This is a genomic window from Subtercola vilae (assembly GCF_004923255.1).
Lineage (GTDB): Bacteria > Actinomycetota > Actinomycetes > Actinomycetales > Microbacteriaceae > Subtercola > Subtercola vilae.
Map to the genome: position 1 here is coordinate 125,880 of NZ_QYRT01000006.1, position 22,207 is coordinate 148,086.

The 22,207-nt window shown below is 66.4% G+C and carries 21 protein-coding genes; 16 read left to right on the forward strand and 5 right to left on the reverse strand.

Going from position 1 to position 22,207, the window contains the following annotated elements; genetic code table 11:
• Positions 1-37 precede the first annotated feature (37 nt).
• Together rpsI and glmM are read left to right on the forward strand one after the other, a co-directional pair.
• Complete coding sequence (rpsI, locus tag D4765_RS04865) at positions 38-523, forward strand: 30S ribosomal protein S9 (RefSeq protein ID WP_136641130.1); 486 nt, start codon at positions 38-40, stop codon at positions 521-523.
• A gap of 60 nt (positions 524-583) precedes the next feature.
• Complete coding sequence (glmM, locus tag D4765_RS04870) at positions 584-1,942, forward strand: phosphoglucosamine mutase (protein WP_136641131.1); 1,359 nt, start codon at positions 584-586, stop codon at positions 1,940-1,942.
• Between the two features lie 55 nt (positions 1,943-1,997).
• Here the strand turns inward: glmM and coaA are convergent, their stop codons facing one another.
• On the reverse strand, positions 1,998-2,951 hold the full coding sequence (gene coaA, locus D4765_RS04875; protein WP_136641132.1) for a type I pantothenate kinase: 954 nt from the start codon (positions 2,949-2,951) through the stop codon (positions 1,998-2,000).
• A 50-nt stretch (positions 2,952-3,001) separates the two neighbouring features.
• Here coaA and glmS point away from each other — a divergent pair, with 50 nt between their 5' ends.
• The 8 genes from glmS (at position 3,002) to D4765_RS04915 (ending at position 10,827) form a co-directional block, all read left to right on the forward strand.
• On the forward strand, positions 3,002-4,849 hold the full coding sequence (gene glmS / locus D4765_RS04880; RefSeq protein ID WP_136641133.1) for a glutamine--fructose-6-phosphate transaminase (isomerizing): 1,848 nt from the start codon (positions 3,002-3,004) through the stop codon (positions 4,847-4,849).
• A 12-nt stretch (positions 4,850-4,861) separates the two neighbouring features.
• A complete protein-coding gene (locus tag D4765_RS04885; protein ID WP_136641134.1) occupies positions 4,862-5,239 on the forward strand; it encodes a holo-ACP synthase in 378 nt (125 codons plus the stop codon).
• On the forward strand, positions 5,236-6,393 hold the full coding sequence (alr, locus tag D4765_RS04890; RefSeq protein ID WP_136641135.1) for an alanine racemase: 1,158 nt from the start codon (positions 5,236-5,238) through the stop codon (positions 6,391-6,393). Before D4765_RS04885 ends, alr (D4765_RS04890) begins: the two co-directional genes overlap by 4 nt.
• A complete protein-coding gene (gene alr / locus D4765_RS04895) occupies positions 6,390-8,201 on the forward strand; it encodes an alanine racemase (RefSeq protein ID WP_237280262.1) in 1,812 nt (603 codons plus the stop codon). Before alr (D4765_RS04890) ends, alr (D4765_RS04895) begins: the two co-directional genes overlap by 4 nt.
• Positions 8,198-8,860, forward strand: a complete 663-nt coding sequence (gene tsaB / locus D4765_RS04900; protein ID WP_237280263.1) for a tRNA (adenosine(37)-N6)-threonylcarbamoyltransferase complex dimerization subunit type 1 TsaB — start codon at positions 8,198-8,200, stop codon at positions 8,858-8,860. The genes alr (D4765_RS04895) and tsaB overlap by 4 nt, the downstream gene beginning before the upstream one ends.
• The gene (gene rimI / locus D4765_RS04905) at positions 8,857-9,372 is read left to right on the forward strand and encodes a ribosomal protein S18-alanine N-acetyltransferase (protein WP_237280264.1); all 516 of its coding nucleotides are present in this window, start codon (positions 8,857-8,859) and stop codon (positions 9,370-9,372) included. The genes tsaB and rimI overlap by 4 nt, the downstream gene beginning before the upstream one ends.
• Entirely contained in the window at positions 9,369-10,463 is a 1,095-nt protein-coding gene (gene tsaD, locus D4765_RS04910; RefSeq protein WP_136641136.1) for a tRNA (adenosine(37)-N6)-threonylcarbamoyltransferase complex transferase subunit TsaD, read from the forward strand. Before rimI ends, tsaD begins: the two co-directional genes overlap by 4 nt.
• Positions 10,464-10,557: 94 nt before the next feature.
• Positions 10,558-10,827 carry a DUF4190 domain-containing protein gene (locus tag D4765_RS04915; RefSeq protein WP_136641137.1) on the forward strand — a complete coding sequence of 90 codons (270 nt, stop codon included), beginning with the start codon at positions 10,558-10,560 and terminating at the stop codon, positions 10,825-10,827.
• 52 nt (positions 10,828-10,879) lie between these two features.
• Here the strand turns inward: D4765_RS04915 and D4765_RS04920 are convergent, their stop codons facing one another.
• Positions 10,880-12,151, reverse strand: coding sequence for a molybdopterin molybdotransferase MoeA (locus D4765_RS04920; protein ID WP_136641138.1), 1,272 nt, complete (start codon positions 12,149-12,151; stop codon positions 10,880-10,882).
• Positions 12,148-13,227, reverse strand: a complete 1,080-nt coding sequence (locus D4765_RS20100; protein ID WP_136641139.1) for an NTP transferase domain-containing protein — start codon at positions 13,225-13,227, stop codon at positions 12,148-12,150. The genes D4765_RS04920 and D4765_RS20100 overlap by 4 nt, the downstream gene beginning before the upstream one ends.
• 65 nt (positions 13,228-13,292) lie before the next feature.
• Between D4765_RS20100 and fdhD the strand changes: the two genes are divergently transcribed.
• The 3 genes from fdhD (at position 13,293) to D4765_RS04940 (ending at position 17,242) form a co-directional block, all read left to right on the forward strand.
• Positions 13,293-14,141 (forward strand): formate dehydrogenase accessory sulfurtransferase FdhD, encoded by an 849-nt coding sequence (gene fdhD / locus D4765_RS04930; protein ID WP_136641140.1) that lies wholly within the window; start codon positions 13,293-13,295, stop codon positions 14,139-14,141.
• Complete coding sequence (locus tag D4765_RS04935) at positions 14,138-16,441, forward strand: FdhF/YdeP family oxidoreductase (protein WP_136641141.1); 2,304 nt, start codon at positions 14,138-14,140, stop codon at positions 16,439-16,441. The genes fdhD and D4765_RS04935 overlap by 4 nt, the downstream gene beginning before the upstream one ends.
• A gap of 198 nt (positions 16,442-16,639) precedes the next feature.
• Positions 16,640-17,242 (forward strand): hypothetical protein, encoded by a 603-nt coding sequence (locus tag D4765_RS04940; protein WP_136641142.1) that lies wholly within the window; start codon positions 16,640-16,642, stop codon positions 17,240-17,242.
• A gap of 46 nt (positions 17,243-17,288) precedes the next feature.
• On the opposite strand, the gene D4765_RS04945 is transcribed toward D4765_RS04940, so the two are convergent.
• A complete protein-coding gene (locus D4765_RS04945; protein ID WP_136641143.1) occupies positions 17,289-18,476 on the reverse strand; it encodes a THUMP-like domain-containing protein in 1,188 nt (395 codons plus the stop codon).
• Between the two features lie 141 nt (positions 18,477-18,617).
• On the opposite strand from D4765_RS04945, the gene groES reads away from it, so the two are divergent.
• The 3 genes from groES (at position 18,618) to D4765_RS04960 (ending at position 21,224) form a co-directional block, all read left to right on the forward strand.
• Complete coding sequence (groES, locus tag D4765_RS04950) at positions 18,618-18,914, forward strand: co-chaperone GroES (RefSeq protein WP_116283854.1); 297 nt, start codon at positions 18,618-18,620, stop codon at positions 18,912-18,914.
• Positions 18,914-19,828 carry an EamA family transporter RarD gene (gene rarD, locus D4765_RS04955; RefSeq protein WP_136641144.1) on the forward strand — a complete coding sequence of 305 codons (915 nt, stop codon included), beginning with the start codon at positions 18,914-18,916 and terminating at the stop codon, positions 19,826-19,828. The genes groES and rarD overlap by 1 nt, the downstream gene beginning before the upstream one ends.
• Positions 19,829-19,931: 103 nt before the next feature.
• Positions 19,932-21,224: an ABC transporter substrate-binding protein gene (locus D4765_RS04960; RefSeq protein ID WP_136641145.1), complete on the forward strand. Its 1,293-nt coding sequence runs from the start codon at positions 19,932-19,934 to the stop codon at positions 21,222-21,224.
• A 223-nt stretch (positions 21,225-21,447) separates the two neighbouring features.
• Here D4765_RS04960 and D4765_RS04965 read toward each other — a convergent pair whose 3' ends face one another.
• Entirely contained in the window at positions 21,448-22,206 is a 759-nt protein-coding gene (locus D4765_RS04965; protein WP_136641146.1) for an ABC transporter ATP-binding protein, read from the reverse strand.
• Position 22,207 lies beyond the last annotated feature (1 nt).

The following is a 22,207-nucleotide window of genomic DNA, read 5'->3' on the forward strand; positions in this document are numbered from 1 at the left end:
CCTCCAACAGACTTTAGACAAAGGATTCGTAACCAAAGTGGCGAAGATTTCAGATCAGATTGACGTAGCTCCCGAGAGCTACTCGACCGAGACCCCCACGGTCGAGGCGCCTCAGGCGACTCGCCCCGTTCTCAGTGTCGGCGGCGCAGCCGTCGGCCGTCGCAAGCAGGCCATCGCCCGCGTGCGCCTCACGCCGGGCTCCGGCTCGATCACGGTGAACAACCGCGAGTTCGAGAACTTCTTTCCGAACAAGCTGCACCAGCAGCTGATCAACGACCCGTTCAAGCTGCTCGACCTGCTCGGCAGCTATGACGTCATCGCCAAGATCTCGGGTGGCGGCCCCTCGGGCCAGGCCGGAGCACTGCGCCTCGGCATCGCTCGTGCCCTCAACGAGATCGACGAAGAGAACAACCGCGCAATCCTGAAGAAGGCCGGCTTCCTGAGCCGCGACGCACGCGTGAAAGAGCGCAAGAAGGCCGGTCTCAAGAAGGCTCGTAAGGCTCCTCAGTTCTCGAAGCGCTAGCAGGCGGGTGGGCCGTGACTTTTGGCACTGCCCACCGCTTCTCGCGTCTAGACTTCGTCTATGCCTAGCCTTTTCGGCACCGATGGTGTGCGTGGGCTCGCGAACAGAGATGTCACGGCAGATCTGGCCCTTCGCGTAGCCCAGGCCGCCTCAGTGGTGCTCGGAGCCCCAGCACGTGCTGCCGGGCGTCGACCAGTGGCGGTTCTCGCACGAGACCCGCGTACCTCCGGTGATTTCATCGCCGCAGCGGTCGCAGCCGGTTTTGCCAGTTCTGGGGTCGATGTTTACGACGCCGGGGTGATTCCGACCCCCGCTGCTGCGTACCTTGTCGCTGATTTCGACGCCGATTTCGGCTGCATGATCTCGGCCTCGCACAACCCTGCCGCTGACAACGGAATCAAGTTCTTTGCTCGCGCCGGCAAGAAGCTCGACGACGAGATCGAAGAGCAGATCGAAGTCGCGCTGAGCCGGCCCTTCCTCGCGCCGCTCGGCCGAGACGTGGGTCGCATCCGGCGTTTCGCCGACGCAGAAGACCGTTATGTGGTGCACCTTCTCGGCACTCTTCCCCACCCGCTCGACGGCATTCACGTGGTACTCGACTGCGCTCATGGAGCTGCAGCGGGCGTCTCGCCCGAGGTCTTCACTGTGGCCGGTGCGACCGTCACCGTCATGGGCAACGACCCCGACGGCGACAACATCAACGACGGTGTGGGTTCGACCCACATGCAGGCCCTCATCGACACCGTTCTCGAACTCGGGGCCGACGTGGGCATCGCCCATGACGGTGACGCCGACCGCTGCCTCGCTGTCGACCACACGGGTGCCATCATCGACGGTGACCAGATCATGGCCATTCTGGCTACGGCTCTCGATGCGCGAGGTGCGTTGAAAGACCGCACGCTCGTGGCCACGGTCATGAGCAACCTCGGGCTTCGCGTAGCGATGGCCGAGAAGGGCATCCGGATGCTCGAGACAAAGGTGGGCGACCGCTACGTTCTCGAGGCGATCAATGCCAACGGTTACAACCTCGGCGGAGAGCAGTCGGGCCACATCATCTTCGGCGACTACGCCACGACGGGTGACGGTATTCTCACGGGGCTGCAGCTGGTGAGCCACATGGCAGCGACGGGCAAGACCCTTGCCGAACTGGCCTCGGTGATGACGGTGTACCCGCAGACCCTCATCAACGTGCGCGGCGTCGACCGTGATGCGGCGTCGACCGATGAGGTGGTCGCCGAGGCGGTGAAGGTCGCCACCGACGAACTGGGTGAGTCGGGCCGAGTGCTTCTGCGGGCATCCGGAACCGAGCCCTTGGTGCGCGTCATGGTCGAAGCGGCAGACCAGGCCACGGCCGACCGCATCGCCGAGAGGCTCGCTGACGTCGTGCGCACACGCTTGGCGCTGCAGCCCACGGTCTAGTCGGCCGGGCAGTTCGGGTTCGGGTGCCACCCCGACCTGGTCGTGCGGTGTGCTGCTAGAGCTTTCTCAGCAGAACTCGGCGTACGGCGTGATTCGCGCCCTTCTGCAGCACGAGGGTGGCGCGCGAACGGGTGGGCAGTACATTCTGCAGCAGGTTCGGCTCGTTGATCGAGGCCCAGATCGTTTGGGCGGTGTGCCGGGCCTCGTCTTCGGTGAGGCTCGAATAGCGGTGAAAATACGAGCTGGGGTTGGCGAATGCGCCGCGCTGCAGCTTCAAGAACCGCTCTTCGTACCAGTGGGCGATGTCGCTGGTACGGGCATCGACGTAGATGGTGAAGTCGAACAGGTCGCTGACGGCGAGGTTGTTGCCCGCCGCGGGCGGCTGCAGAACGTTGAGACCTTCGACGATGAGAATGTCGGGCTGGCGCACCACGATCTGCGCGTCGGGCACGATGTCGTAACTGAGGTGAGAATAGAAGGGTGCGCGTACCTCTTCTGCACCGCTCTTCACGGCGCTGACGAAGCGCAACAGGGCACGGCGGTCGTAGCTCTCGGGAAAACCTTTGCGTTCCATGATGCCGCGGCGCAGGAGTTCGCGGTTGGGCAGCAGAAAACCGTCGGTGGTGACGAGTTCGACGCGTGGGGTGTCTTCCCACCGGGCGAGCAGTTCGCGGAGCAGCCGCGCGATGGTCGACTTGCCCACCGCGACTGAGCCGGCGACACCGATGACGAAGGGTGTGCTGCGGGCCTTCTCACCCAAAAATGCGCTGGTCGAACGGTGCAGGTTGTGATAGCCCGCGGCATAGAGGTTGAGCAGCCGGCTGAGCGGCAAGTAGACCTCGGTGACCTCTGTGATGTCAAGCGGCTCGCCGAGGCCCCGCAACTGTACAATCTCGGTTTCGAGCAGCGGGTGCGGGGTGGCTGGAGCCAGGGCGGCCCATTCGGCGCGGTCGATCTCGACAAATGGAGTGGTCTGACCCACGGCGGGAATCGACAGAGAATCAGCCATAGGTCTTCTATTGTGCCTCAACACGGGTGCTCCCCTGTAAAATCGAAACCATGTGCGGAATCGTGGGCTATGTCGGACGACCAAAAAGCCTGGAGGTTCTTCTCGGAGGCCTTGGGCGTCTCGAATATCGGGGGTACGACTCTGCGGGAGTGGCCATCATCACGGCCGGCGGTGACCTTGTCACGCGAAAGCGTGCCGGCAAGCTGGCGGTGCTGGTCGACGATCTGAAAGCCGACGCGCTCGAAGACGGTTCGACGGGCATCGGGCACACCCGGTGGGCGACCCATGGCGGGCCCACCGACCAGAACGCGCATCCGCATCTCAGCCGTGACGGCAAACTCGCCCTCATTCACAACGGCATCATCGAGAACTTCTCTGTACTGAAGGCCGAGCTGCTGGCCGACGGCTACACGTTCGAGAGCGAGACCGACACCGAGGTGGCGGCAAAGCTGCTCGGCCGGGAATACGACAAGGGCGACGGCCTCGCCGCGGCGCTCGGCCGTGTGGTGGTGCGCCTCGAGGGGGCATTCACCCTGCTTGCGCTGCACAAAGACGAGCCCGGTGTGGTGGTCGGCGCGCGTCGCAACTCGCCACTCGTCATCGGGCTGGGCGACGGCGAGAACTTTCTGGGCTCAGATGTGGCAGCGTTCGTGGAGCACACCCGCCGCGCGGTGGCCATCGGGCAAGACCAGATCGTGACCATCACCCCGACGAGCGTGCTGGTCACCGACTTCTTCGGCACCGAGGTCGAGGCAAGTGAGTTCCAGGTGTCGTGGGATGCGTCAGCGGCCGAAAAGGGCGGCTGGTCGAGCTTCATGGCGAAAGAGATCAGCGAGCAGCCCGAGGCTGTGGCGAACACCCTGCGCACCCGCATCGTCGACGGCGCCGTGGTGCTACCCGACCTCGGAGAGCTCGATGCCGAGCTCTCCGACGTCGACCGCATCGTGATCATCGCGTGCGGTACAGCGAGCTATGCGGGCATGCTCGGCAAGTACGCCATCGAGAAGTGGGCGCGCCTGCCCATCGAGGTGCAGCTCTCGCACGAGTTCCGCTACAGCGAGCCCGTTCTCACCCCCACCACGCTGGTCATCTCGATCAGCCAGTCGGGCGAGACGATGGACACGCTGATGGCCGTGAAGTACGCCATCGAGGCCGGGGCGAAGACACTCTCGATCTGCAACACCCAGGGCGCGACCATCGCCCGTGAGTCTGACGCTGTCATCTACACGCACGCCGGCCCCGAGGTGGCGGTGGCGTCGACCAAGGCGTTCGTCGCCCAGATCGCCGCTCTCTACCTGTTCGGTCTGCACCTCGCGGCGGTGCGCGGCACGCTTTCTCCCGAGGCGATCGGTGAGGCGCTCGGCGAGCTGAGCGCCATCCCCGCCAAGCTCGAGCAGGTACTGCTCACGTCGACGCGCATCACCGAGCTGGCGAAGTGGATGTCCGACACCCGCGCCGTGCTCTTCCTGGGCCGGCACGTGGGGTACCCGGTCGCGTTGGAGGGTGCGCTGAAGCTCAAAGAGCTGGCGTACATCCATGCCGAGGGCTTCGCTGCGGGCGAGCTGAAGCACGGGCCGATCGCTCTCATCGAGCCGGGCCAGCCCGTGTTCGTGGTGGTGCCGAGCCCCCGGGACCCCAACTCCCTGCATGCCAAAGTGGTGTCGAACATCCAGGAGATCCGCGCGCGCGGCGCCCGTATTCTCGCGGTTGCTGAGCAGGGTGACGCGGCGGTGCTGCCGTTCGCCGACGAGGTCATTCCGATTCCGCTCGCGGGCGCGCTGTTCGAGCCGCTGCTTGCGGTGGTTCCGCTGCAGATCTTCGCGATGGAGCTCGCCACAGCGAAGGGTCTCGACGTCGACCAGCCCCGCAACCTGGCGAAATCGGTGACCGTTGAGTAGCGGCTTCGGCCGATGATCGTCGGGGTCGGCGTCGACATCGTCGATGTGCCGCGGTTCAAACGGCAGGTCGAGCGCACACCCGCTCTCGTCGAGCGGTTGTTCGCTGTGAGCGAACGTGGTCTGGCGGTGCGCTCGCTGGCCGCTCGTTTCGCCGCGAAAGAGGCTCTCGTCAAAGCCGTCGGGGGCCCGAACGGCTTTCGCTGGCACGACATCGAGATCGTGACGAATGAGGCCGGCAGGCCGCGGTACGTGTTGAGCGGGCTGACGGCAGAGACGGTGAAGCAGCACGGCGTTTCGACGCTGCACCTGTCGATGAGCCACGACGGCGACTCTGCCTGCGCGTTCGTGGTCGCCGAGGGAGCCGGGGCCGGCGAGGGAGACGAACAATGACGACTGCGGTGCCGCTGCGGCTGGCGACGATCGACCTGGGGGCGATTGCGCACAACGTGAAGACGATCGCCACGGCCGTGGGCGGGGCCGACGTGATGGCCGTGGTCAAGGCGAACGGGTACGGGCACGGAGCGGTCGAGGTCGCCCGGGCGGCGCTCGATGCCGGCGCGACCTGGCTCGGTGTGGCCGACCTCGACGAGGCGGTGGAGCTTCGGGATGCCGGTCTCACGGCCCCCGTGCTGGCGTGGTTGCACGGGCCTCAGGCAGATTTCGAGGTCGCTGTACGCCGCGGTATCGATGTGGGCGTGAGCTCGGTGGCGCAACTGGCTGCGGTGGCTGCCGCGGTCGCGGTCGCAGATTCAGAGGCGGCGACAGCGCCGTCTCTCGGCGAGGCCACTCGGGCACGGGTTCACCTCAAGGTCGACACAGGGCTCGGGCGAAACGGAGCCGACGAGAGTCACTGGCGAGCCCTCTTCTCACGGGCCGCGGAGCTGCAGCGCACCAGCCGCATCGACGTGGTGGGGTTCTTCAGCCACCTGTCGAACGCGAACGATGCCGAAGACCTGGCGCAGCTCGGCCGGTTCGAACGTGCGCTCGCTGAGGCCCGGGAGGCAGGGTTGGCGCCCACGGTCATCCACTTGGCGTCGACGGCCGCCGCGCTCACGCTGCCCACGACCCGGTTCTCGCTGGTGCGTATCGGCATCGGGATGTACGGGCTGTCGCCGTTCGATGGGGTGACCTCGGGCGAGCTCGGCCTGCGACCGGCCATGACCCTCGAGGGGCGGGTGATCTCGGTGAAACGGGCCGCGCCCGGCAGCGGGGTGTCTTACGGCTACACGTATCGCACCGAAGGTGCGGCGACGCTGGCGCTGGTGGCGCTCGGCTACGCCGACGGTATTGCGCGGCTGGGGTCGAATCGGGCTCCGGTGAGTATCAACGGCGGGCGTTTTCGCGTCTCGGGGCGCATCGCGATGGATCAGTTCGTGGTCGATGTGGGCGACACCGCGGTGGCGGTGGGCGACCGGGTGGTGTTGTTCGGTGATGCGGGGGCCGGGCATCCGTCGGCCGACGACTGGGCCGAGAGCGCCGAGACCATCAACTACGAAATCGTGACGCGCATCGGGCGTCGCATCGAACGGCGGTACGTTTCGTGAGCACACCAGAATCGGATGCCCGGGTGAGTGTCGACCGGCTACAAGCTCGCTCTGGCGCTGCTCCTGAGCGGGTCGCTCGGGTCAACCTCGACGCCTTCGAGCACAATGTGCGGGTGCTGGCGGCGCTCGCCGCGCCGGCCGAGACCATGCTCGCGGTGAAGGCCGACGCGTACGGGCACGGCATGGTGGTTCTGGCCCGTGCCGCACTCGAGGCGGGGGCGGCGTCTCTGGCCGTACTCGACATTCCGGCGGCGCTCGAGCTGCGCGCGGCCGGCATCACGGCGCCCATTTTCGCGTGGATGCACGCGCCCGACGCCGACTTCGGCGCTGCAGCCGACGCCGACCTCGACCTCGGTATCTCGGCAATCTGGCAGCTCGACGCGATCGCGGCGGCCGGCTCGCGCATCGCGCCGCGGGTACATCTCAAGATCGACACCGGGCTGCACCGCAACGGCGCCACGGTGGAGCAGTGGCCGGGGCTCGTGCGGGCGGCACTGGCGGCCGATGCGGCGGGTTCGGTGAAGCTGTTCGCGGCGTGGTCGCACTTGGCTGATGCGTCTGCGGCCGACGACGAAGCCGCACTCGGGCAGTTCAGGCAGGCGGTGAGTGTCGCTGAGGGGCTCGGTGCACGGTTCACCCGGTTGCATCTCGCGGCCAGTTCGGCGGGCATCCGGATGCCCGAAGCTCGGTTCGACATGGTTCGATTCGGTATTGCGGCGTACGGTGTGACTCCGTTCGACGATGAGACGGCGCTCGAGCTGGGCCTTCGGCCGGTGATGACGCTGGTCGCTCCGGTGGTGTCGGTGAAGAGGGTGCCAGCCGGGCACGGGGTGTCGTACGGGTTCGACTACCGTACCGACGAGGAGACGACGCTGGTGCTGGTGCCGCTCGGATATGCCGACGGGGTTCCGCGGGCGGCGAGTGGGCGTGCCGAGGTGAGTATTGCCGGGGTGCGGTACCCGATCGCGGGGCGCGTGGCGATGGATCAGTTCGTGGTCGACGTGGGGCAGGCGCCGGTAGGGCTCGGCGATGAGGTGGTGGTTTTCGGGGAGACTCCGGCTGGGGCTGGGGCTGGTGCTGGGGCTGGTGCTGGTGCTGGTGTTGCTGGTGCTGGTGCCGTGCCGACCGCGGAGGAGTGGGCCGGCTGGGCGCGCACCATCGGCGATGAGATTGTGGCGCGCATCGGGCACCGGGTTGAGCGGGTGTATGTGCGCGACGGCGATGGGCGGGCGGCCGACGCGCTGGCGGCCGACGCGCTGGCGAGCGACGGGGTGGCGGGCGACGCGCTGGCGGTCGATGAGTACGCAGACCGATGGGTCATCGCCGACCCCGAGGCGATGCACGAGTTCGGAGTGCGATTCGCCGAGCGGCTGGGGGCCGGAGACCTGCTCGTACTGACCGGCGAGCTCGGAGCGGGCAAGACCACCTTCACCCGCGGGCTCGGCGAGGGGCTGGGGGTTCGTGGATCGGTGACGAGCCCGACGTTCGTGCTGGCGCGCACGCATCCGAATGCCCAGAGCGGGGTTGCGCTGGTGCACGTCGACGCGTACCGGCTCGGCAGTGCGGCTGAGCTCGACGACCTCGACATCGACTTCGACGGGTCAATCGTGGTGGTCGAGTGGGGAGCGGGCATGGTCGAGAACCTCGTCGACGACTACTACGAGCTGGTGATCGACCGGCCGCGTGGTGCGGGGGTGGGCGGCGGTGCCGGGGGCGAGCGCGGCGACGGGGGCGAAAAGTTCGACGCGGGTGAGGAGCCCATCGAGCCGCGCACGGTGACGCTCTACCGTCGGGGCGGCCGCGCATGAGTGCCGGGGGCGAACTGCTGCTGGCCATCGACACGTCGTCAGGAACCAGTGTGGCCGTCGTGCGCGGCGAACGGGTCGGCGGGCGACGGGTGCTCAGCGAAGCCACTGAACTCGACACGATGAAGCACGCCGAGGTGATCGGGCTGCTCATCGAGCGGGCGCTCGCCGAGGCCGGTGTGGTTGTCAGTGAGCTGACCGGTGTGGTCGCCGGGATGGGCCCGGGGCCGTTCACCGGGCTCCGTGTCGGCATCGCCGCGGCCCGCGCGTTCGCCCTGGGCGCCGACGTGCCGCTGCGTTCCGTGGTGAGCCACGACGCTCTTGCGTTCAGTCAGGCGCAGGCGGGCGTCACGGGTGACCTGCTCGTTGTCACCGACGCGCGCCGCCGCGAGGTGTACTGGTCGCTCTACCGCCTGGCGGCTAACCAGGGCGCTCCTGTGCGCGTCGACGGGCCGGGGCTGGCGAAACCGGATGCCCTGCCGCACCCGCACGCACTCGCTCTCGAGGCGGCAGAGGACTCCTCACGCGTCTCCGCAGGCTCCCTCGGCCTCGTGGCGCTCGAGCTGCTCACGAGCGGCGGCGAGTTCGCCGGTGACCAAGCCCTGTACCTGCGTTCGCCCGATGTGACGCTCTCGGCCGGCGCGAAGCGGGTGACGCAGTGAGCGCGGTGCCAGCCGGTGACGAAGTGCACCCCGACGCCCCCGCCCCACAGCTGCGCGTCGCCGGCCCGGCCGACCTTGACGCCATCATGGCCCTCGAGACCAGCACGTTCGGCACCGACGCCTGGTCGGTGGGCATGATGCGCCAAGACCTCGAGCTGTCGCACTGCCACTACCTCGTCGCCGAGCCGCCCGACGGCGGGCCTCTGCTCGGTTATGCCGGGTTGCTGAGCCCTCGGGGAGCAGCAGACGCCGACATCCAGACCATTGCCGTGGCTCCGGATGCCCGGCGGAACGGTCTCGGCCGAACCCTCATGACCACCCTCATCGCCGAAGCGACCCTCCGCGGCGCCAAGCGACTCTTTCTCGAGGTGCGTGCCGACAACCCGGGCGCCCAGCACCTCTACGAGACGCTCGACTTTCTCCCCATCGGTGTGCGGCGGGGTTACTACCAACCCGACAACGTCCACGCCATCGTGATGCGCCTCGACCTGCCGGCAGGAGCATCCTCATGACAGACGCGACCGAACGGCCAGAACCCGCACCCCGCGAGCCCGTCGTGCTCGGCATCGAGACGTCGTGCGACGAGACGGGCATCGGCATCGTGCGCGGCACCACGCTGCTGGCCAACGCGATCGCCTCGTCGATGGACGAGCACGCGCGGTACGGGGGAGTCGTACCCGAGATAGCGGCGCGTGCGCATCTCGAGGCTCTGGCCCCGACCATCCACTCGGCCCTCGCCGAAGCGAGGCTCGGGTGGAGCGACATCGACGCCATCGCGGTGACCTGCGGGCCCGGGCTCTCGGGCGCGCTCATGGTGGGCGTCGCGGCGGCGAAGGGGCTGGCACTCGCGACGGGCAAGCCGTTGTACGCGGTGAATCATCTGGTGGGGCACGTTGGCGTTGACCTGGTGACCCCCGACTCTGAGCCGCTCGAGTACCCGACCATCGCGCTTCTGGTTTCGGGTGGCCACACCTCGCTGCTGCTGGTGCGCGACCTGGTGTCTGACGTCGAGCTGCTCGGTGAGACGATCGACGACGCGGCGGGGGAGGCGTTCGACAAGGTGGCGCGCGTGCTCGGCCTGCCCTATCCCGGCGGCCCACACATCGACCGGGTGGCGGTGGGCGGCAATCCGAAGGCGATCCGGTTTCCGCGCGGGCTCAGCCTGCCCAAAGACATGGCGGCGCACCGCTACGACTTCTCGTTCTCGGGGCTGAAGACGGCCGTGGCGCGGTGGGTCGAGGCGCGGCGTGACCGCGGCGAAGAGTTCTCTGCGGCCGATGTGGCGGCGAGTTTTCGTGAGGCGGTGGCCGATGTGCTGCTGACGAAGGCGCTCGCAGCCTGTGCCGACCTGCAGGTGCCGCGGCTGCTGCTGGGCGGGGGCGTCGTTGCGAACGCTCGTATTCGCGAACTTGCCGCTGAACGAGCGGCTGCGGCCGGCGTGACGCTGCGCATTCCGCCGCTGGAGCTCTGCACCGACAACGGAGCGATGATTGCTGCCCTCGGCGCGCAGCTCATCATGCGCGGTCACGCGCCGTCAGAGCTGGGCTTCGGCGCCGACTCGACCCTGCCGGTGACCGACATTCAAGTTAACGTCTCACAATAGAAATTGACAGAAGTTCATTCGTGCTGCCACTATGGGCTTCGCCGTAGCGATGCCACCAGGGTCATTGCCGGCGCGTGACAAAGGAGCCAGCACCATGACTGCACCGCTGCCGTACACCTCGGGTTCACCCGTGGCGCAGAAGACGAACATCCTCGCTATCGTCGGCCTCGTGCTCTCGATCATCGGGTTCACCGTGATCGGCATCATTCTCGGGTTCGTTGGTCTGAACCAGATCAAGAAGACCGGCGAGAGCGGCCGGGGCATCGCAATCGCGGCCATCATCGTCGGTTTCGCCGAACTCATCATCGGTGCGATCTACATCGTCGTGGTCATCGCCGCAGCAACCAGCGTCTCGACCTACTGACCCAGACGGGCCATTCGCCGACGCCGCTGCGCGGCTGCTCCCGTGTGTGGGGTCAGCGCCACGGCACGGCGATGGCCTTGGCGCGGTCGCCGGCAACGAGGCCCTCAGGCGGCACTTCGAGAAAGCCATCGGCATCAGCAAGGCCGCGCATCATCGCTGACCCCTGCCAAGCGCTGGTGAAGGCGCGCCCCCCGACCAGCATGAACGGCATGAGCAGCGTCGAGCCGGTGCGCCCCGCAGTATCGGCTCCGACAACGGTAGTCATCAGGTCGGTGGATGCCCGCCCGGCCATCACCCGCACCAGAGGTATGACGGTGATGACCAGTGCGGCCATCGCTGCCAGCGGATTGCCCGGCAGACACACGATGACGCTGCCGTTCGGTGCCATTGCGAGCAGAGTGGGGCCGCCCGGGCGCACGTTGATTCCGTCGAACAGAGTCGCCCCGCCGACGGCTCCCACCGCTCTGCGGAGGTGATCGGCTGACGACCTGCCGGTGCCTCCTGTTGTGATGACGAGCTGGCTGTCGGAGAGGCTCTGCTCGAGCGCATCGACCGTCGCCGGCAGTGAGTCGCCGACGCGCAGCCGGCCGATGACCTCGGCTCCGTGCAAGCGGAGGAGGGCGGGCAGCTGAGGGCCGAACGTATCGCGAACACGGCCGGGCTCCGGTATTCCGTGTTCGATGACCTCGTCGCCCGTGAAGACGAAACGAACGCGTGGGCGTCGGATCACCGAGATTTCATCGTGTGCGGCCAGGGCGGCCAGCGCGATGTGCGCCGGATTGATGACCGCACCGGCTGCGATGACGAGTTCGCCGGCCCGCGCTTCTTCGCTCGGTAAACGAATGTGCTGCCCCGGCAGTGGTTCGCCGGCGCGCGCGCCCGGGCCGACAGAGAGATGACGTTGCTGGCCTGGCTGAGCCGACGGGGTCAGAGCGTGCTCGCTTCGGAGAACTGCCGTGGTGCCCGCCGGAACGAGGCCACCCGTGACGATCCCCTCCGCGTGGCCCGCCTCGAGGCCGGAGCGGGCAGTGGTGAAGGCAGAGCCCGGGGCGGTGACGGGGTCGTCGATGAGCCACGGCCCGGTTCCGGCGACGGCCCAGCCATCCATGGCCGCCGAGGCGAAGTGCGGAACGGCTTGCATCGTGTGGAGGTCGGCTGCGCTCACCCGGCCGAGGGCCTCGTCGATCGGAATCGACTCGCTTGCGTTCGGCGAGGCCGCGTCTGTGGCGATTCGCATCGCGTCGCGCCAGCCGATCGTGCGGTGCGGTTCTGCGCGGCCGCTGCCCGAATCAGCGTCGAGTTGGTCTGACGCCGAATGGTTCACGGTTGGGGCTCCGGGGGAATTTGTGTCGAGTCGACCCAGCGCGTGGCAAAGTCCTCAGCGGCGGCGACGTACTGGGTGACGGGGTCTGCCGCGGACTGCGCGGCGAGGCCTGCTGCGTAGCCGGCGACGAAGGTGGTGAGCGGAGCGGCTGGGCGCACGACGGCATGGGCGGCGGTGCCGGCGAGCGCGAGGATGGCGTCGATGTGTTGCGTGAGGTCGGGGTGGGGCGATTCGGGGTCGCCTCCCAGCAGCTCGAGCGTGAGGCCGGCAACCCACCGTCTCACGAGGGCGGCCTGGTCTCTTTCAGCTACGGGAACGCCTGCGGGTGTGCTCATAGGGTCTACTCCTGGGGTTCTGGATGCGATGTGGTCGATTCCGGCGGCGGTCGCGTCGGCCCATGTGTCGATGTCTCTGGTCGACGAGTCGGGCACCGGCACCTCCGTGAGGTCGAGAGCCTCGAGGAGGCCCCGAACCGAGAGCCCGTCGATCGGGCCGTCGACACGTGCGTGAACCACGGCACGCGCGAGCGCGGCCCGTCGATACACACTGGCCAACACCTGGCGGCGACCACTGCTGTCGATCGCGACGACTCCGTCGGGGCCAGCGGTGTCAAGCCCGGCGGTGTCGGGGCCGGCAGTGTCAGGCCCAGAGGTGTTGAGCTTTGACTGCTGCGCCGGCTCAGATCGCATCAGCTCGGCAGCGCTGGCCCGCAGTACGTCGACCGCCTCGGCGATGGCCGGCATGTCGCAGGCCAGCACGAGAACGAAGGCCGCATCGGCCCCGGCCAGCACGCGAGCACTGTCGAGCGCATCGACACGTTCGACGGCATCGAGCGCGTCGAGGCCGGCGGCGATGGCCGCCGCGGGGCCGCCGAACGCCGGATGCTCTCGAGTGACGAGCAGCCGGGGCGACAATGGCAGCTCGACGTCTCCGACGACAACGCACCGCCGGGCATCCGGTACCGCCTCGAGAGTGCGCTGCAAGAGAGTCTGCCCACCCAGCATCAACGCCGATTTGGGCACGCCACCCAGGCGCGACGAACGCCCACCCGCGAGAACGATGGCGTCGAAGTTCATGCGAGCAACTTTAGAGTGTGTTGCGTTTCGTTGTGCCCCCTTGCAGGGAATGATATGTATGAAGAATGGGCAGAATAACGGCACGAAGACGAGTCACTCGCATCACGATCGGTGCTGCTGCCCTGCGGCAGGAAGACGTGCTCGCGGTTGAAGAGCCGCTGGAGATCCGCGTGGGCGGTCGGGCGCTCGTGATCACGATGCGAACCCCCGGGCACGACTTCGATCTGGCCGCTGGTTTTCTGGTCTCCGAGGGTGTCATCTCCGGCCGTGACGACTTCGCGGCGGCTCGGTACTGCGCCGGCGCAGAGGTCGACGGCGAGAACACGTTCAACGTGCTCGATGTCACCCTGGGATTCGGAGTTGCCGCCCCCGACCCGAGCCTCGAGCGAAACTTCTACACGACGAGCTCGTGCGGCATCTGCGGCAAGGCCAGCATCGACGCCGTTCGCACGCTCTCGGCGTTTGCTGTCGCGGGCGACACCGTACAGATCGACGCGTCGCTTCTCGCGACTTTCCCCGACCGCCTGCGCGAAGGCCAGAACGTCTTCGACAAGACGGGCGGGTTGCACGCTGCCGCACTGTTCGACGCGGCAACGGGTGAGATGCTCGTGCTTCGCGAAGACGTCGGCCGGCACAACGCGGTCGACAAAGTGGTGGGCTGGGCCGTCACGAACGGACTGCTGCCACTTCGCAGCACCGTTCTGATGGTGTCGGGCCGGGCGAGCTTCGAGCTCGCCCAGAAGGCGTCGATGGCGGGTATTCCCATTCTGGCGGCCGTCTCAGCCCCCTCATCGCTCGCCGTCGAACTTGCCGCAGAGCTCGGGATGACGGTGGTCGGGTTTCTGCGCGGCCCCTCGATGGTCGTCTACAGCTCTGACGAGCGCATAATTTCAGAAAAGGTTGCCATCTCATGAGTAAGAAGCCGCTGAACGACGGATCGAGCTACCCCGACCTGAAGATCGGCCCGAACAAGCACGAAGCCGTGGGGCTGCCGGGCATCTTCCACTCAATGGAGCCCGCTCTCACGAAGCTCGGCCCCAGCCGCACCGCGAAGCTGCTCACGTCGATCAATCAGAAAGACGGCTTCGACTGCATGAGTTGCGCGTGGCCCGACCCCGACAACCGAAAGGCGCTCGAGTTCTGCGAGAACGGCGCCAAAGCGGTGACGTGGGAGGCGACGCCGGTGACCGTACCGACGGCGTTCTGGGCCGAGAACTCGCTCACCTCGCTGCTAGACAAGTCGGAGTACTGGCTCGGCATGCAGGGCCGGTTGACCGAACCCGTGTTCAAGCCGGCCGGCTCAGATCACTACGAACCGGTCAGCTGGGAGCGCGCGTTCAGCATCGTCGCCGAGAAGCTGAACGGGCTCGATTCGCCCGACCGGGCATCCTTCTACACCAGCGGCCGTACGGCCAACGAGACCGCGTTCATCTACCAACTCTTCGTACGCGCGTTCGGTACGAACAACCTGCCCGACTGCTCGAACATGTGCCACGAGTCGACCGGAACCGCTCTCGGCGAGACCATCGGCATCGGCAAGTCGACCATTGCGTACGACGACTTCGAGCACACCGACCTGATCATCATCATGGGTCAGAACCCGGGTACGAATCATCCCCGCATGCTGACCGCTCTCGAAGATGCCAAGAAGACCGGGGCCACCATCGTGGCCGTGAACCCGCTGCCCGAGGCGGGCCTCTTTCGCTACAAGAACCCGCAGACCGTTCGTGGGCTCGTCGGGCACGGCACGCCCCTCGCCGACCAGTTTCTGCAGATTCGTTCGGGCGGCGACATGGCCCTGCTGCAGGCAGTGGCGAAACGCGTGCTCGAGGCCGAAGACCGGGCGCCCGGCACGGTGCTCGACCATGAGTTTCTGGCCGAATACACGCTCGGGCTCGAAGAGCTGAAAGCGCACCTCATCGACCTCGACGAGGCCGATGTGCTCACGGCGACAGGGCTCGCCTCGGCGGAGATCGACGAGCTGGCGGCGCGGTACATCGCCGCCGACCGCACGATCATCACGTGGGCGATGGGCCTCACCCAGCAGAAGAAGGCCGTCGAGACGCTGCGCGACCTGATCAACCTGCTGCTGCTGCGCGGCAACATCGGGCGGCCGGGCGCTGGTGCCTCGCCCATCCGCGGCCACAGCAACGTTCAGGGCGACCGCACGATGGGCGTCTGGGAGCAGATGAGCGACAGCTTTCTCGACGCCCTCGGCCGCGAGTTCGACTTCGAGCCGCCCCGCAAGCACGGCACGGATGCCCTGCAGACCATCGAGGCAATGCAGCGCGGTGACATCGCTGTGTTCTTCGCCATGGGTGGCAACTTCGTGAGCGCCATCTCCGACACCCAGGCGGCGGAGGCCGCGATGCGCGGAACCGAGCTCACCGTTCAGGTCTCGACGAAGCTCAACAGATCCCACGTCGTCACGGGTGAAGCCGCCCTCATTCTGCCGACGCTCGGGCGCACCGAGATCGACCTGCAACGCTCGGGCGCGCAATTCGTCTCGGTCGAAGACAGCGTGTGTGCTGTGCACGGGTCACACGGGCGGATCCCTCCGGTTGCGCCGGGCATCCTGTCAGAGGTTGCGATCGTCACACGGCTCGCTCGCGCCACGCTCGGCGAGAACACCAGCATCGGCTGGGTCGGCTTCGAAGCCGACTATGACGTCATTCGTGACCACATCTCGCGCGTTGTTCCCGGCTTCGAGAGCTTCAACACCGACGTGCGTCGCAAGGGTGGGTTCGTCTTGCCGAACGGGCCGCGCGACTCGCGCACCTTCAACACGGCCACGGGTAAGGCCATGATCACCGTCAACCACCTCGAGCCCATCGTGCGGCCGGAGGGTCGACTCATTCTGCAGACCCTGCGCTCGCACGACCAGTTCAACACGACCATCTACAGCCTCAACGACCGGTACCGCGGCATCAAGAACGGTCGCGACGTGATCTTCGTGAACCCCGACGACATCACCGAGCTGGGGCTCACCGACGGCCAGCGGGTCGACATCTACAGCGAGTGGCCGGGCGAACCCGACCGCGTGCTGCCCAACTACCGCGTTGTCACGTATCCGACGGCGAAGGGATGCGCGGCGGCATACTTTCCGGAGGCGAACGTGCTCATTCCACTCGCAAGCTCGGCCGATCGGAGCAACACTCCCGTGTCGAAGGCGATCATGGTGCGGCTGCAACCTGTGGTGGCGCTGGTCGACTGAGCGTGCACCGTTCGCCGACGGCCAGCTGCCAAAAGGTGAGGAGAACGTAGAGAAAGGCCGATGGGGGTGCCGCTCGTCGTCGGTCGCTCGCTAGGCTCTGTGGTGATAGGAGGCTCTGTGAAACTCACAGACTCCGCGTCGACGGCGGCGCTGTAGCGACAGCGCCCTACGATTTGTCAATCGGAAGGAATCGTCTCAATGACCGATCCACACACACCCTCAGGCGAGAACACCCCCGCGAATCTGCCGCTCGGCGGGTCTGACACGCCGCCGCCGGCCCCCGCGCCTGATTTCGAGCCCAGCGCGCCACCTGCACCGCCCGTGCCGCCCGTGGCCCCGGTCGCGCCCCCCGTCGCGCCGCCGACGTACGGTGTTGTTCCTCCTGCGCCTCCTGCGCCCCCGGCCTACAGTGCCCCGGCTGCCGCGCCGAACTACGGCGCTCCCGCCGCCACGCCGAACTACGGCGCTCCTGCGTACGGTGCTCCGGCATACGGTGCGCCGCCCATCGGCTATGCGGCGCCGACGGCAGGCAAGACGCCGATTCTGAGCATCATCGGCATGATCGTGGGCATCGTCGGCATTCTGATCTCGTTCATCAGCTATGGCATCGGCGGGTTCATTTTCTCAGTCGCAGCGGTGGTGCTCGGGTTTGTCGGAATGAAAAAAGAGCCGGCCGCGAAGGGCTTCTGGCTCACCGCGATCATCACCGGTTTCTTCGGTATTCTGCTGTCGATCGTTCTGATCACTGTGCTGATCGTCATTATTGCGAGCGCGTCCAGTTCGAGCACCTACTCCTACTGATCACAGCGTTGTTGACGCGGGTGTGGTGCGGGGCCTCGGCTCTGCGTCACACCCGGTCGGCGAGTATCGCCACGTGCTTCCCGTCGATGCGCGTGATGAAGAGCGTCGCGGACTCGGGCCCCGACAGCGCGAGCTTCGGTCGCAGCAGCGCCGGGTCGACGTCGACACCACGTTTCTTGATCTCGAGCGCGCCGATCTTTCGTGCCCGCAGCTCGCGCTTCAGCGCAGCGGTCGTGTAGGGCAGCACCTCCCGCACCCGAAACGCCGTCGCGAACGCAGTGGCACGGTGCTCGTCTGCCGTGAGGTACGCGATCTGCGACGACACCATTCGCGCATCGAGCGACCGAGCCAGGTCGCCGATGAGTCGGGCTCGAATCACACTGCCGTCGGGCTCGTAGAGGTACTCACCGAGCGGCCCCGGTTCGACGTCGTCGCTGTCGGCGCCCGCGGTCAGCTCGTCATGCGAGTTCGCCGTGATCACGAGCGCCGAGCGCCGGATGCCCGGGCGGGCCAGTGCCCCGAACCACAACCCCGTCTCGACCACACTGCCGTCGACGGAGACCCACTGCGCCTCGGCCTCGGCCGGCAGTAGAGCGCGATCGAGCCCGGGGCCGAGTTTGACCCCCACGGGCATCCGTTCAGCCAGTGCGAACGCGAAGTCGAGCGACGGGCTGAAGTCGTTCGGGTCGGTGAGGCGCGAAGTGTTGTTGTGGCCGGCGGTTCGGCGGGCCGGGTCGAGGTACACCGCGTCGACGCGCGAGACGTCGAATGCCTCGGCGTCGCCCTGTTCAACGCTCGCACTGGGAAAGGGAGCGAGGTTGTACGCCGCGATGGCGGCCGTGACCTCGTCACGTTCGACCGCGGTGACGTCGATGTCGAGTGCGGCGAGGGCGAGCGCATCGGCGCCGATGCCGCAGCCGAGGTCGGCCACACGGTGAAGGCCCGCCGCACGAAAGCGGCCCGCGTGCAGCGCGGCGACGTTCAGCCGGGTGGCCTGTTCGAGGCCCGCGTCGGTGAACAGCATGCGCCCGGCGAACTCGCCGAACTTCGCGCCCGCCTTGGCGCGCAGCCGGGCTTGGGTCATGACTGCGCCGACGAGGGCGGCGGAGTGCCCGGTCTTTCGCAGATCTGCCACGGAGCGCACGATATTGGTGCCCGTCGTGTACGGCGGAAGCGAGTCGAGCAGCCGCAAGCCCTCGGCCGTCATCAGGGTTTCGAGCTCGGTTCTCAACACCTCGTCAGTTTAGACGTGAGCCGTCACGCATTGGCACTCAGGTTGACCGAGTGCTAGAAACCCCCCTAAACTTCTATTAGCACTCTCAGTGTGAGTGTGCCAAAAACATGACTTTTGAACCGAAGAAAGAAGAGGTCAACAGTGTCGGTCTCCATCAAGCCGCTCGAAGATCGCATCGTCATCAAGCAGGTCGAAGCAGAAACGACGACCGCGTCTGGTCTCGTCATTCCTGACACGGCCAAAGAGAAGCCTCAAGAGGGCGTCGTCGAAGCCGTCGGCCCCGGTCGCATCGACGACAACGGCAACCGCGTGCCCCTCGACGTTTCGGTCGGTGACAAGGTTCTGTACTCGAAGTACGGCGGAACCGAGGTCAAGTACAACGGCGAAGAGTACCTCGTACTCTCGGCTCGCGACGTGCTGGCTGTTATCGTTCGATAGTGAGTTCACTGAAAAAGCCCGGGCCGAGTAGGTCCGGGCTTTTTTATGCCCTCGGGGCCTACCTCATCTGGGGCCTGCTGCCGCTCTACTTCGTCTTGCTTGCGCCCGCCAACGCATTCGAGATCGTGGCCTGGCGGGTGATCTGGGCGCTCGCCGTCTGCGCCGTGCTGCTCACGGTCGTGCGCGGCTGGCCGCGTTTTCTCGCCGTCTTCCGCCAGCCCCGGCTCGTGCTGGTCATGGGCCTCGCCGGCGTTCTGATCTACATCAATTGGCAGACGTACGTCATCGCCAGCACGAGCGGCCAGATTCTCGAGGCATCGCTCGGCTACTTCATCAATCCCATCGTGACGATTCTGCTCGGCGTCTTCATCTTGCGCGAGAGGCTCCGGATGCTGCAGTGGGTGAGCCTTGGCATCAGCCTCCTCGCCGTGGTGGTGCTGACCATCGGCTACGGCGCCATTCCGTGGATCTCGCTCATCCTTGCGGGGTCGTTCGGTACCTATGGTCTGCTGAAGAAGCAGGTCGGCCCCCGCATCGACGCCATCAACGGCCTCACGCTAGAGTCGCTCTGGTTGGCACCGCTGATGATCGTGCAGCTCAGCGTGGTCGGGGCCACCACAGGGCTGACGTTCGCCTCGCAGGGCGGCTGGCACACGGCAGGCCTCGTCGGGGCCGGTGTCGTCACGGCCGCTCCCTTGCTGCTTTTCGCGTCGGCCTCGAAGCGCATGCCGCTCGTCTACCTCGGTTTCGTGCAGTACCTCACACCGATAATGCAGTTCGTGGTGGGTGTGTTCATCCTGGGCGAACCCATGCCCCCCGAGCGCCTCGCCGGCTTCGCCATCGTGTGGATCGCCCTCATTGTGCTCACCGTCGACCTCGTGCGTGCGCGTCGCCCCCGGGCGCTCGTTACATAGATGTAACGCCGCTGTATTCATCTGGGTGCATTCTCGGGCTAATCTCACAGGGTAGGCAGGCTGCTCGCAGCTTTGTTCTCATCACATTTCGACTAGGAGTAACATGAGCGAATTTATTCGGGCACCGCGTGCTCCCCGCTCACGATCACTGAAGACAGCACTCAGCGCCATCGCACTCGTTGGCGCCAGCGCACTTGTCTTGAGCGGTTGTGCATCGGGTGGATCGACAACCAGCAGCAGCAGCTCTGCAGGTACCGGTCTGACGCTGAACATCGGCACGATCCTGCCACAGACAGGATCACTGGCAACCCTCGGGCCGCCCGCCATCGAGGCTGTCAACCTCGCCGCAGCAGACATCAACGCGGCGAACGTCGGCATCACCGTGAACGTGACGCAGAAAGACTCGGGCGACACCAGCACCAACATCGCCACCCAGTCGGTGACCAGCCTTCTGGCGAGCAACGTCTCGGCCATCATCGGCGCTGAGTCGTCGAGTGTGTCGTTGACGGTCATCGACCAGATCGCGAAAGCGGGTGTTGTCGAGATCTCACCCGCCAATACGTCGCCGACGTTCTCGACCTACAACTCGAACAACTTCTACTGGCGCACGGCACCGTCTGACGTTCTGCAGGGCCGCGTGCTCGGCCAGAAGGTTCTGAAAGACGGCGCGACGAACGTGTCGATCCTCTGGCAGAACGACTCGTACGGCCAGGGCCTGCACGACAACGTGACGAAGGCCATCACCGATGGCGGCGGAACCATTGTGGCTGACACCAGCTTCGACCCGAAGGCCACCAGCTTCTCGGCAGAGGTGGGCGCAACGCTCGCACCGAAGCCCGACGCTGTCGTCGTCATCTCGTTCGACCAGATCAAGCAGATCGTTCCCGAGTTCAAGACCGCCGGCTTCGACTTCACGAAGTTCTACGGTTCTGACGGCAACTACGGTGTCATCGACCCGACGTACACCAACGTCGACATCGCCGGCGCGCAGTTCACCAACCCGGGCGTGAAGGCAAGCGATGACTTCGTGTCGAAGCTTGCCGCGCAGACCAGCAAAGACGGCGCGAAGGCGCTGAGCGTGTACAGCTATGCTCCGGAGTCATACGACGCCGTTGTGCTGCTTGCACTCGCTGCTCTGCAGGGCAAGGCGACCGATGGCACCACGCTGAAGAACAACCTACAGAAGGTCTCTGAGGGTGGAACGAAGGCAACGTCGTTCGCCGATGCGGCCAAGCTGATTGCGGCTGGTACCGATGTCGACTACGACGGTCTCTCTGGCCCGATTTCGTTCGCGGCCAACGGTGACCCGCAGCAGGCCTACATCTCGATCTACAAGTACGGCACCGGTAACACGAACGCCTACGAGTCGCAGGAGTTCGGCGACCTGAGCAAGTAGTACCCCGCGGCGGCTACCGTCACCAAGAAGGGCCCCAGCTTCGGCTGGGGCCCTTCTTTCGTCCCTGCGCCCCCGCCCCCCCCGCCCCTGCTCGGCTCGCAGTGCACCGAGCACCCCATTGAGGTACGGCTTTTGCACGGTCACAGACCCGTCAAGTGCACAGAATCCGTACCTCAACAGCAGGCGTGCGCGAGCAACGAGCGCTCGCGTGCAGAGACGGGCTTCAGCCGCCCTGCGTGGGCGTGCTGGTGGTGGCGGTGTGGTCGGTGGCCAGCGTGCCGAGGTAGAGCTCGATCACCTTCGGGTCGCTCATCAGGCTGCGGCCCGTGCCCGAGTAGGCGTCGCGGCCCTGGTCGAGCACATAGCCGCGGTCGCAGATCTGCAGAGCGCGGCGCGCATTCTGCTCCACGATCATCACAGAGACGCCGGCACGGTTGATCTGCGCCACGTTGATGAACGTCTCATCCTGGCGCACCGGCGAGAGGCCGGCGCTCGGCTCGTCGAGCAGCAGCAGCGACGGGTTCATCATCAGCGCGCGCGACATGGCAACCATCTGGCGCTCGCCGCCCGAGAGCGACCCCGCGCGTTGCTTCAGGCGTTTTCCGAGTTCAGGGAACAGGTTCGTGACGAACTCGATGCGCTCTTTGTAGGTCTTCGGCTTCTGATACGTGCCCATCTGCAGATTCTCTTCGATGGTCAGGCTCGGAAACACGTTGTTCGACTGCGGCACGAAGCCCACACCCTTGGTGACGAGCTTGTCGGCCTTGAGGCCCGTGATCTCCTCGCCGCTCAGTGAGACGGTGCCCGACCGGATGTTCACCTGGCCGAAGATCGCCTTGAGCAGTGTCGACTTGCCGGCGCCGTTCGGGCCGATGATACCCACGAGCTCGCCGCGCTCGACGTACACGTTGCAACCATTCAGAATATTGACGCCTGGCAGGTAGCCGGCCACCAGGTCGGTGGTTTCGAGAACGATATCCATG